This is a genomic window from Stenotrophomonas maltophilia group sp. P373 (genome assembly GCF_053295075.1).
In genome coordinates this window covers 2,221,788-2,233,929 of record NZ_CM129994.1, presented here as the reverse complement: position 1 = coordinate 2,233,929, position 12,142 = coordinate 2,221,788, and the positions used below count along the sequence as shown (strand labels likewise).

The following is a 12,142-nucleotide window of genomic DNA, read 5'->3' as shown; positions in this document are numbered from 1 at the left end:
CGGGCCCGGACGTAGTCTACAAAGGCGCATGTTAACGCCGTTGTTGCGCGCTGTCGGCACGCGCCTGTGCGCCCTGCTCGTGCTGCTGGCCTGTGTTGGCGGAGCACGGGCGGAGGATGGCTATGCGCTGTGGATGCGCTACCAGCCGGTTGCCACAACGGTCGCTGCCGTCTACCGGCGGCAGCTGGCCGAAGTGGTGGCCCCGGATGGCACGCCGATGCAGCGCGCAACCCGCGACGAGCTTGCGCGCAGCCTTTCTGGATTGCTGGGAACGGCCCCGCCAATGCGAACGGCAATCACTACTGACCATGCCCTGGTGCTGGGTACGCCGCAGTCTTCGGCGCTGGTTGCCGCGTTCGGCAACGAGATCGCCACGTTGGGCGACGAGGGCTTCCTGATCCGGCAGGTCCGGACCGGGGGGCGCGATGTGCTGCTGGTGGCGGCACGCCGGGATGTCGGCGTGCTGTATGGCATGTTCCACCTGCTGCGCCTGTTGCAGCGTGGCATGCCGCTGCAGGGCCTGGACGTGCGGGAGTCGCCGCGGGTCGCACTGCGCGTGCTCGACCATTGGGACAACCTGGACCGCTACGTCGAGCGTGGCTATGCGGGCAGCTCGCTGTGGGACTGGCAGACGTTGCCGCAATGGCGTGACCCGCGCTACACCGACTACGCCCGTGCCAACGCCTCGCTCGGCATCAACGGCACCGTCCTCAACAACGTCAATGCCAGTGCGATGAGCCTGTCGCCGGCCTATCTGGCCAAGGCCGCAGCGCTGGCCGACCTGTTCCGCCCCTATGGCATCCGGGTCTACCTGAGCGCGCGCTTCAGTGCGCCCATCGAGCTCGGCGGCCTGGCAACGGCCGATCCCCTGGATCCGGCTGTGCGGCGCTGGTGGCGCGACAAGGTCGATGAGATCCACGCGCGCATTCCGGATTTCGGCGGCTTCCTGGTCAAGGCGAACTCGGAGGGGCAACCCGGCCCGCAGGATTACGGTCGTTCCCATGCCGACGGCGCCAACCTGCTGGCCGACGCGCTGGCGCCCTACAACGGCGTGGTGATGTGGCGGGCCTTCGTGTATTCGCACGAGGTTCCCGAAGATCGCGCCAAGCAGGCGTACAGCGAGTTTGTCGGGCTGGACGGTGCCTTCCGCCCCAACGTGATCGTGCAGGTGAAGAACGGCCCCATCGACTTCCAGCCGCGCGAGCCGTTCCATCCGCTGTTCGGCGCGATGCCACGCACGCCGCTGATGATGGAACTGCAGATCACCAAGGAATACCTGGGTTTTGCGACGCACCTGATCTACCTGGGAACGCTCTACGAGGAAGTGCTGCAGGCCGACACCCATGCCCGCGGCGAGGGCTCCACGGTTGCCCGCGTGATCGATGGCTCGCTGGAGGGCCACGCACTGACCGGTATTGCCGGCGTCGCCAACATCGGCGTGGACCGCACCTGGAGTGGCTCGCACTTCGACCAGGCCAACTGGTACGCCTTCGGCCGGCTGGCCTGGAACCCGCAGCAATCCGCGCGCGCGATTGCCGAAGACTGGGCAGCGTTGACGTTCTCGCCCGACCCGCAGGTGACCGGCCCGATCGTGCGGATGATGATGGACTCGCGCGAGGCGGCAGTGGATTACATGACGCCGCTGGGCCTGCATCACCTCATGGCACGCGGCCATCACTACGGCCCCGGCCCCTGGGTGGACGGCGGCCCGCGTGCGGACTGGACGTCGGTCTACTACCACCGAGCCGATAGCAAGGGCATCGGCTTTGACCGCAGCGCCGGCGGAAGCAACGCCGTGGGCCAGTACGCCCCGCAGGTCGCCGAGGTCTATGGCGACCCCGAGCGGGTGCCCGAGTCGCTGCTGCTGTGGTTCCATCATGTGCCGTGGGATCACCGCATGCGCTCGGGGAGGACGCTCTGGGACGAACTGGTCGGGCGCTATTCGCGCGGCGTGCGCCAGGTGCAGTCGATGCAGGCGACCTGGGCCGGCCTGCGCGACCGGATCGATCCGCAGCGGCATCGGCACGTCGCGGCGTTCCTGCAGATCCAGCACGACGAAGCGCAATGGTGGCGTGACGCCAGCGTGGCGTACTTCCAGTCGCTCAGTGGCCGCCCGCTGCCCGCGGGCGAACAGCCACCGCCGCATCCGTTGTCGTACTACCAGGCCTTGCAGTTTCCGTCCGCACCGGGGGATGGCCGATGAGCAGGTTCGGAGCGGTCGGGTGTGCGCTGTTGATGATGGCTGTGGCAGTGGTGGCGATGCCGGCCGCGGCGCGGGAAACGACGGGATTGCTGCATCCGCTGTTCAGCGATCACGCCGTCCTGCAGCGTGACCGGCCCATTGTGGTCTGGGGGCACGCAGGCCCTGGGCAGCCGGTTTCCGTGACGTTTGCCGGGCAGGCGGTAAGCACCCGGGCGGACGCCGCAGGCCGCTGGCAGGCGACGCTGTACCCGGTCGCCGCTGGCGGTCCCTACACGCTGGAGGTAAACGCCGGAACGCATCGGGAGATGGCGCGCGACGTGCTGGTCGGCGACGTGTGGCTGTGCTCGGGCCAGTCGAACATGGAGTTGCCGGTGTGGCGCTCGCTCAACGCAGCCAGCGAGATCGCCGCAGCCACGATGCCACGGATCCGGCTGTTCACCGTGCCGCAGCACGCCGCCGTGCAGGCACGGGAGAGCTTCAACGGCAGCACTGCCTGGACATCGGCAACGCCTGATACGGTGCGCGATTTCTCCGCCACCTGCTTCTACTTCGCGCGCGAACTGCAGCGCACGGTCGACGTGCCGATGGGGCTGATCGAGGCAGCGTGGGGTGGCTCGCGGATCGAGGCCTGGACCAGCGTTGGTGCGCTGCGCGGGCAGGGCGGCCTGGATGAGGCCCTCGATATCCTCGCGCGGTCTGCGCGTGATCCGCTGGAGGCACGCGCAGCCTGGGGCCGCTACTGGCAGCACTGGTGGGCCACACGCGACGGCACGCTGCCCGGCGACGCCCCATGGCGCGCGGATGCCGATGACCGAGGATGGTCGCGCGCACCGGCCACACTGGGCGCATGGGAGCGTTGGAACGAGCCCGCGCTTGCCGACTACAACGGCATGGTCTGGTATCGCACGCAGGTGATGCTGAGCGCTGAACAGGCTGCACGCGGCGCGACCCTGGAGCTGGCATCGGCCGACGAGGTGGACGTGACCTGGGTGAACGGGGTCGCCGTCGGCAGCCAGTACGGCGCCGGCAAGAGGCGCTACCCGTTGCCACGTGGCCTGCTGAAGGCAGGATCCAACGTCATTGCGGTCAACGTGCTGGACACCTACGGCGAAGGCGGCCTGGCCGGCCCCGCCACGGCATACGGCCTGCAGTTCGACGACGGTGAGCGGGTGGCACTGCAGGGTCCGTGGAAGTACCGGGTGGCGCCAGGCCAGCAGGCGCCGCCATTTGCCCCTTGGCAGGCCGCCACCGGGCTGTCGACGCTGTACAACGGAATGATCGCACCGCTCGGCGGTTTCGGGCTGCGCGGCATGCTGTGGTACCAGGGCGAATCGAACACCGGTGATGGCGCGGCATACGCGGCGCGGTTGCGTGCGCTGCGCGACGATTGGCGGCGTCAGTTCGGTGCACGCACACCACTGCTGCTCGTGCAGCTGGCCAGCTATGGCCAGCCGCCGGTCGCGCCCGCCGACAGCGGTTGGGCGCAGGTGCGCGAGGCGCAGCGGCGCGTCGCAGCCGAGGATGCGCGGAGCGGGCTCGCCATTGCCATCGACATCGGCGACGCCTACGACATCCACCCGCCGAACAAGCAGGAGCTCGGGCGCCGCCTGGCGCGCGTGGCCCGCCACGTGGTGTACGGCGAGCAGGATCTGGCACCGTCAGGTCCGCGGGCGGTCACGGCCGTGCGGACGCCCGCGGGCGTGGCCATCGCGTTCGAGGATGTCGAAGGCGCGCTCACCGCAACCGGTGCACTGCGACCGATTGGCTTTGAACTGTGCGAGACCAGGGGTGATACCGGCCGCTGCGACTACGGCGACGCCGGACTGGATGGGCGCCGGATCCTGCTGCGCGGCCCACGGTCGACGCGCGCAACGCATGTCCGCTACTGCTGGGCCGATGGCCCGGTGTGCACGCTGCGCGATCGCAGCGGGGCGCCGGCCGGCCCGTTCGAACTTCCCATTGCCGAAGCCGAGGCCCGACGATGATGACGTTGTCTACGCAGTCCCCTGTGGCCCGCGACAGGGCCGGCCTGAGATCCATGGCGCGCCAGCTGCTGGCGGCAGTGTTCCTGCTGTCGGCCGCAGCCGCCCGGGCCAGCGCGCCGCCGGACGCTCCGCCGGTGTACTTCGACTGGTTCGAGTACCGCGGCAATGACCAGGCGTTTGAAGTGCCGCTGCCGGCCGGGCACTACCGCAATCCGGTACTGGCCGGTTTCCATGCCGATCCCAGCATCGTGCGCGCGAACGGCCGGTTCTATCTGGTCAATTCCAGCTTCACCTACTTCCCGGGCATTCCGGTGTTCGAGAGTGCTGACCTGGTGCACTGGAAGCAGATCGGCAATGTGATTGACCGCCCCACGCAGCTGGACTTCGACGGGCTGAGCGTCTCGCGCGGCATCTTTGCCCCCACAATCGAGTACCACGACGGGGTCTTCTACGTGGTGACCACAGCCACCGACAGCGGCGGCAACTTCATTGCCACTGCGCGCGACCCGGCCGGGCCGTGGTCCGATCCGCACTTGCTGCCCGGCATCGATGGCATCGATCCATCACTGTTTTTCGACGACGACGGCAAGGTGTACCTGATCAACAACGATGCACCGCCCGGTCCGCCGCGCTACGACGGGCACCGCGCCATCTGGATGCAGCAGATCGATCTGGCGGCATTCAAGCCGGTCGGGCCACGCCGGGTGCTGGTTGATGGAGGCGTGGAGCCAGCGAAGAATCCGATCTGGATCGAGGGACCGCACATCTACAAGCGGGAGGGCTGGTATTACCTGTCCGACGCTGAAGGGGGTACCGGGCCGCAGCATTCGCAGGTGGTGCTGCGCAGCCGCGCGGTGTGGGGACCCTACGTTGCCTATGCGGGCAATCCGATCCTGACCCAGCGCGAGCTGCCGGACGACCGTCCGCTTCCGATCACCAATGCCGGCCACGCCGACCTGGTCGAAGGCCCGGATGGCTCGTGGTGGGCGGTGTTCCTGGCCAGCCGCAACTATCAGAAGCGCCACTACAACACCGGGCGCGAGACCTACCTGTTGCCGGTGCGATGGCAGGATGGCTGGCCGCAGATCCTGCCGACCGACCAGGCCATTCCCTACGTGGCCGAGGCGCCGTCGTGGATGCAGGGCGAGGCATCGCAGGCCCCGTCGACCGGCAATTTCGTGGCGCGCGACAATTTTGATGGCCCAGCGCTCGATCGCCAGTGGCTGCGCGTGCGCGTGCCCAGGCATGCCTGGGCTGACTTGCACAAGCGCCCCGGCATGCTGGCCGTGCACCCGCTTGCCGAGGATCTGGACACGTTGCGCAATCCGGCATTTCTCGGCCGGCGCCAGCAGCACCTGCGCTTCGAGGCGAGCACCGCGATGACCCCGCCAGCCCCCGGTGTCGCCGCCGGTCTGGCGGCGTTCCAGAGCGAGGCGTACTGGTACTTCCTCGGCGTTCGTGACCTTGGCGGGGGGCGCCTCTCGCTCTTCCTCGAAGCGCGTGACGGGGGGGGCAGCACGCGGACGCTGGCCAGCCATGACGTGCCGGCGTCTGCAGCGCTGCGCCTGAAGATTGCCGGCAACGAGGGCGACTACGCGTTCTCGTTCGACATCGGCGACGGGCAGGGCTGGCAACTGCTCGCAGGCGACGTGGACGGCACCGTTCTGAGTACGGACCGGGCAGGCGGCTTCGTGGGCGCACTGTTGGGTCCCTTCGCGCGCGACGAGCGCACCGGGAGAAGCAAATGAGACTGTCGATTTCGTCCAGGACCCGCCGCCCTACGTGGCGCGGCCTGGCCACCGTGTTCGTCCTGAGCTGCGTGGCGGCCGCCGCATCCGCGGCCGCGCCACGGCCCTGGCTGGATGTCTCGGCAAGCTTCGAGCAACGGGCCGCCGCACTCGTCGCGCAGATGACCGTGGAAGAGAAGGCGGCACAGATGCAGAATGCCGCGCCGGCAATCGAACGGCTGGGTGTGCCCGCCTACGATTGGTGGAATGAGGGGTTGCATGGCGTGGCACGGGCAGGGCAGGCCACGGTGTTTCCGCAGGCAATCGGCCTGGCCGCGACCTTCGATGTACCGTTGATGGGGCAGGTGGCCACGACCATCAGCGACGAGGCCCGCGCAAAGCACCACCAGTTCCTCCGCGAAGGCGCGCATGGCCGTTACCAGGGCCTGACCTTCTGGTCGCCGAACGTCAACATCTTCCGCGACCCGCGCTGGGGTCGCGGACAGGAGACCTACGGCGAGGATCCCTACCTCACCGCGCGCATGGGCGTGGCCTTCGTACGCGGCCTGCAGGGCGACGACCCCGTCTACCGCAAGCTGGACGCCACCGCCAAGCACCTGGCCGTGCACAGCGGGCCGGAGGCCGACCGCCATCACTTCGATGCACGCCCCAGCCGGCGCGACCTCTACGAAACCTACCTGCCGGCGTTCGAGGCGCTGGTGAAGGAAGGCGAAGTGGATGCGGTCATGGGCGCCTACAACCGCGTGTACGGCGAGTCCGCCAGCGCCAGCCGCTTCCTGCTGCGTGATCTGCTGCGACGCGACTGGGGCTTCAAGGGCTACGTGGTCTCGGACTGCTGGGCCATCGTCGACATCTGGAAGCACCACCGTATCGTCGGCACGCGCGAAGCCGCCGCGGCGCTGGCGGTCAGGAACGGCACGGAGCTGGAATGCGGCCAGGAGTACGCAACGCTGCCTGCGGCAGTGCGCCAGGGGCTGATCAGCGAAGCGGAGATCGACGATGCGGTGACCCGCCTGTTCACCGCACGGATGCGCCTGGGCATGTTCGATCCGCCGGAGCGGGTGCGCTGGGCGCGCATTCCGGCCTCGGCGAACCAGGCGCCGGCCCATGATGCGCTTGCCCTGAAGGCCGCGCAGGCATCGCTGGTGCTGCTGAAGAACGATGGCATCCTGCCGCTGTCGCGCGACACCAAGCGCATTGCCGTGGTTGGACCCACCGCCGACGACACCATGGCGCTGCTCGGCAACTACTTCGGCACACCGGCCGCGCCGGTCACGATCCTGCAGGGCATACGCGAGGCGGCCAAGGGCGCTGAGGTGCGGTATGCGCGTGGCGTGGACCTGGTGGAAGGGCGCGACGATCCCGGTGCAACGCCGTTGATCGAGCCGACCTTCCTGCGGCCCTCGGCGGACTCGCCCGAGCGCGGCCTGCGCGGCGAGTACTTCCGCACGCCCGACCCGTCTGGCACTCCGGCCCTGGTGCGGACCGACGCGCAGATCGGCTTCCGCTGGGACCGGGGCTCGCCGACCGACAACCTGCTGGCACGCGGCGAAGCGGCACCGGGGCAGGGGATTCCCAACGACCGCTTCAGCATCCGCTGGAGCGGCCAGCTGCTGCCCCCCGTGTCCGGTCGCTACCGGCTGGAGGTGGCCGGCGATGATGGCTACCGCCTGTACCTTGACGGCAAGCGTGTGATCGATCACTGGATGAACACGGATCGCCTGCATGCCGAGGGTGTCGAACTCGACCTGCAGGCGGGGCGTGCCTATGACCTGAAACTGGAATACTACGACGACCAGCGCGATGCCGGCGTGCGCCTGGGGTGGCGCATGCCCGGCGCCAAGGCGCCGTTCGATGAAGCGCTCGATGCCGCACGCGATGCCGACGTGGTGGTGTTCGTCGGTGGCCTTACCGGCGATGTCGAAGGCGAGGAGATGACGGTCAACTATCCGGGCTTTGCCGGTGGCGACCGCACCGACCTGCGGTTGCCCGCGCCGCAGCGCACCCTGCTGGAGGCCCTGCACGCTACCGGCAAGCCGGTGGTGATGGTACTCACCGGCGGCTCGGCCATCGCCGTGGACTGGGCGCAGGCGCATCTGCCGGCGATCCTGATGAGCTGGTACCCCGGGCAGCGCGGCGGCACGGCCGTCGGCCAGGCGCTGTTCGGCGACGTCAATCCCGCCGGCCGTTTGCCGGTCACGTTCTACAAGGCCGGCGAAGCGATGCCGGCATTCGACGACTACGCCATGGAGGGCCGTACCTACCGCTACTTCCGCGGCACGCCGCTGTACCCGTTTGGTCACGGGCTCTCGTACACGCGCTTCGATTATGGAGCGCTCCGCCTCGATGCGGACACGATCGGCGCCGATGGCCGCCTGGGCGTGGCGGTGGATGTGGCCAACGCAGGCACGCGCAGCGGTGACGAAGTGGTACAGCTGTACGTGCGGCGCGAACACGCCGGTGGCGGTGAGGCCGTGCAGGAACTGCGCGGCTTCCAGCGGGTCCATCTGGCTCCGGGCGAACGCCGCACGGTGACGTTCACCCTGGAGGCAGCGCAGGCCCTGCGCCACTATGACCAAGCGCGTGCGGCGTACGCGGTGCAGCCCGGTGCCTACGAGGTCAGGGTAGGGGCGTCCAGTGCCGATATTCGTGCGCAGGGCAGGTTCACCGTGGTGCCCGCGCATGACTGATCGCCCTCGTCGGCATCGATTCCCCTTCGACCAGATCCCTTTTCCAGGACGTCCGCTGCATGGCAAGCACTGAACACGCGCTGTCGGTACGCGAGAAGCTCGGCTACAGCCTGGGCGATCTCGCTGCCAACCTGATCTTCCAGACCCTGATCACCTACCTGGCATTCTTCTACACCGACGTCTACCGCCTGCCAGCGGCGACCGCGGCCACGATCATCTTTGTGGTCGGCCTGCTGGGTGCGTTCGTGTTCACGCCGTTGATCGGCATCGCGGCTGACCGAACGTCCACCCGTTGGGGCCGCTTCCGCCCGTGGATCCTGTGGACGGCCATCCCCTTTGGCGTACTGTCCCTGCTGGCGTTCAGCACCCCGGACCTGGGCGAGCGCGGAAAGGTGATCTATGCACTGGGCACCTACGCGCTGCTGGTCTGCGTTTACGCCGCGAACAACCTGCCGTACTCGGCGCTGAGCGGCGTACTGACCGGCAGCATGGCGCAGCGCAACAGCCTTTCGGCTTACCGCTTCGTGGCCGTGATGATCGCGCAGTTCATCATCCAGGTGCTGCTGATGCCGCTGGTGCTGATTCTGGGTGACGGCGACCGGGTGCGCGGCTTCGAACAGGTCATGACCGCCTTCGCACTGATCGGAACAGTGTTCTTCCTGATCACCTTCGCCACCACCCGCGAACGCATCGTGCCGACGCGCGAGCAGACCGGCGGCATAGTGCAGGACCTGTCGGACCTGCTGCACAACCGCCCGTGGCAGGTGATGCTGGCGCTGACCGTGCTGGTGTTCATCAACCTGGCGTTGAAAGGCGGCACCTACATCTATTACTTCCAGTACTACATGAGCGAAGCGGCGCTGGCCAGCTTCCTGGAAAACTCAGGCTTCAATGGCCTGATCAGTGCATTGAATGGCGCCCTCGCCAGCGCCGGTTTCGCGGCGTTCACCTGGCCGAAGGACGCGGCCACCTCGGCGTTCAGCCTGTTCAACGCGTGCGGCATCCTCTGCATGATCCTGGGTATTGGTGTATCACGGCGGCTGGCGGATCGCTTCGGCAAGCGCGATGTCTTCGGTGGCGCCTTGTTTGTTTCGACCCTGTTCCTGCTGGCCTTCTACCTGTTCCCACCCACGGCGGTGGCGGTGGCGTTCGCAGCCTTCATGCTGCATGGCTTCTGCTATGGCATCACCATCCCGTTGCTGTGGGCGATGATCGCCGACGTCGCGGACTACTCGGAGTGGAAGAACCATCGCCGAGCCACTGCGATCATCTTCTCGGCGATGCTGTGTGGCCTGAAGATCGGCCTCAGCGTGGGCGGCGCACTGGTCGCCGCGATCCTTGCCCACTACGGCTACCAGGCAGGCCTGGTGCAGCAGCCTGAGGCCGTGGTGCAGGGCATCCGCTTGACCGTAAGCGTCTACTGCTCCCTTCCGTTCCTGCTCGCCGTGGCGCTGCTGTTCTTCTACCGGATCGACAAGCGCGCGGAAACGCGCATCGAGCAGGATCTCCACCTGCGTCGCCGTTCCGCCGACGCCTCCGCGTAACGCCAAGATGACAACCATGATCGACCTCTCTGCCGGTGAAGACGGCCAGGCCAGCGAAGCCCGTCTTGCGCAGCTCAGCGCACACGCCATTTCGCAACCGCTGGTGACCCACATCTACACCGCCGACCCTTCGGCACACGTGTTCGAGGGACGCCTGTACATCTATCCGTCGCACGACATCGACGGTGGCCAGCCCTTCGATGATGAAGGCGGCCATTTCGGCATGCAGGATTACCATGTGCTGAAGATGGATACGCCCAACGGCACTGCCGTCGATTGCGGCATGGCGTTGCACGTGCGCGACGTGCCCTGGGCGCGGAAACAGATGTGGGCCCCAGACGCTGCCTGCCGCGATGGCCGCTACTACCTCTACTTCCCGGCCAAGGACGCCGAGGGCCGGTTCCGCATCGGCGTGGCAATCGGTGCGCGACCGGAGGGCCCATTCGTGCCCCAGCCGGAGCCGATCAAGGGCGCGTACTCGATCGACCCGGCCGTGTTCGAGGACGACGATGGCAGCCACTACCTGTACTTCGGCGGCATCTGGGGCGGGCAGCTGCAGAAGTATCGTGACAACCAGTACAGCGAAGCGCACGAGGAACCCGAGGGCAGCGCGCCGGCCCTGGGGCCGCGCGTGGGCCGCCTGGATGCCGGCATGACCGAGCTGGCCGAGCCTACCCGCGAAGTGCAGATCCTGGATGAGCATGGCCAGCCGCTGCGTGCGGACGACCACGCGCGCCGCTTCTTCGAAGGCCCGTGGCTGCACAGGTACCAGGGTCGCTACTACCTGTCGTACTCCACTGGCAACACCCACCAGCTGTGCTACGCCGTGGGAGACAGCCCGTACGGGCCGTTCACCTATGCTGGCGTGATCCTCACCCCCGTGGTCGGTTGGACCACCCACCACTCCATCTGCCAGTTCCAGGGACAGTGGTACCTGTTCTATCACGATGCGCTGATGTCCGGCGGCATCACCCACCTGCGCTCGGCCAAGTGCACGCCGCTGCACATGGAGCCGGACGGACGCATCCGAACGATCAATCCCTATGGGGCCTGAGCGCATGTTGCCGAGGGATGATGCGCTGGCCCCGCTGGCGGCCGGTGAGCTGCATTGGCTGAGGTGCGGCGAACTGGAGGTTGCGCTCGCCGCAGGGGCGGGCGGGCGCATCGCGCACCTACGTTACAGAGGCGTGGAATGGTTGGTGGACGCGCAGGATGCCGGGCCGGCCGCGATCGCATGGGGGTGTTACCCGATGGTGCCGTGGGCCGGGCGTATCCGCCAGGGACAGTTCCGCTTCGACGGCGCGCCGCATGCGCTGCCGCTCAATTTCGGCGGGCATGCCATCCATGGCGTGGGCTTCACGCGGCCCTGGCAGGTCGAGCGCATGGAGACAGCCACGGCCACGCTGTCGCTGGCGCTGCCACGCGACAGGTACTGGCCCTTCGGTGGCGTCGCCCTCCAGGAAGTGAGCCTGCACCCTCACAGCCTGCAGCTGCGCCTCTCGGTCCAGGCGGGCGGGCAGGCGATGCCGGCGGTGCTGGGCTGGCACCCCTGGTTCCGGAAGCCGGACCGGTTGCTGTTCAATCCTCGCTCGATGTATCCGCGGGACAGGGAAGGTATTGCCACGCTGCCCCACGTGGAGCCCACCACCGGCCCCTGGGATGACTGCTTCGTTGCCGACGGTGACATCACGCTGGTACGCGAAGGCCAACGCCTGCGGCTGAGGTCGGACCACGACCACTGGGTGGTCTACGACGCTGCGCCGCACGCCACCTGTGTCGAACCGCAGAGTGGCCCGCCGGACGGCTTCACGCTGGCGCCGCACCGGCTGGAGCCTGGCCAGCGCCTCGCGTTGACGTTCGAACTGGCGTGGGTGGCGGACAGCAGCTGAAGCCGGGCCGGAGTGTCGGTACGCCGCCCGGAGCGGGTGTGGACCCTGGTGCCTGACACGGGCTGCGCCTGACCGACACGCGC

General features: G+C 68.0%; 7 protein-coding genes. All 7 read left to right on the top strand.

What is annotated here, in order from left to right:
* Nucleotides 1-28 precede the first annotated feature (28 nt).
* The 7 genes from ACSYHF_RS10385 to ACSYHF_RS10355 are packed head-to-tail and all read left to right on the top strand — an operon-like array spanning nt 29 to nt 12,059.
* Nucleotides 29-2,203 carry an alpha-glucuronidase family glycosyl hydrolase gene (locus ACSYHF_RS10385; protein WP_447575593.1) on the top strand — a complete coding sequence of 725 codons (2,175 nt, stop codon included), beginning with the start codon at nt 29-31 and terminating at the stop codon, nt 2,201-2,203.
* Nucleotides 2,204-2,235: 32 nt separating this feature from the next.
* Entirely contained in the window at nt 2,236-4,188 is a 1,953-nt protein-coding gene (locus ACSYHF_RS10380; RefSeq protein ID WP_447576436.1) for a sialate O-acetylesterase, read from the top strand.
* 53 nt (nt 4,189-4,241) lie between these two features.
* Complete coding sequence (locus ACSYHF_RS10375) at nt 4,242-5,936, top strand: glycoside hydrolase family 43 protein (RefSeq protein WP_447575592.1); 1,695 nt, start codon at nt 4,242-4,244, stop codon at nt 5,934-5,936.
* Nucleotides 5,933-8,626 carry a glycoside hydrolase family 3 C-terminal domain-containing protein gene (locus ACSYHF_RS10370; protein ID WP_447575591.1) on the top strand — a complete coding sequence of 898 codons (2,694 nt, stop codon included), beginning with the start codon at nt 5,933-5,935 and terminating at the stop codon, nt 8,624-8,626. Before ACSYHF_RS10375 ends, ACSYHF_RS10370 begins: the two co-directional genes overlap by 4 nt.
* Before the next feature lie 59 nt (nt 8,627-8,685).
* Nucleotides 8,686-10,170: an MFS transporter gene (locus ACSYHF_RS10365; protein ID WP_447576418.1), complete on the top strand. Its 1,485-nt coding sequence runs from the start codon at nt 8,686-8,688 to the stop codon at nt 10,168-10,170.
* A 16-nt stretch (nt 10,171-10,186) separates the two neighbouring features.
* Nucleotides 10,187-11,224 carry a glycoside hydrolase family 43 protein gene (locus ACSYHF_RS10360; RefSeq protein WP_204325504.1) on the top strand — a complete coding sequence of 346 codons (1,038 nt, stop codon included), beginning with the start codon at nt 10,187-10,189 and terminating at the stop codon, nt 11,222-11,224.
* Entirely contained in the window at nt 11,214-12,059 is an 846-nt protein-coding gene (locus tag ACSYHF_RS10355) for an aldose epimerase family protein (RefSeq protein WP_447576417.1), read from the top strand. The genes ACSYHF_RS10360 and ACSYHF_RS10355 overlap by 11 nt, the downstream gene beginning before the upstream one ends.
* The last annotated feature ends 83 nt before the right edge of the window (nt 12,060-12,142 follow it).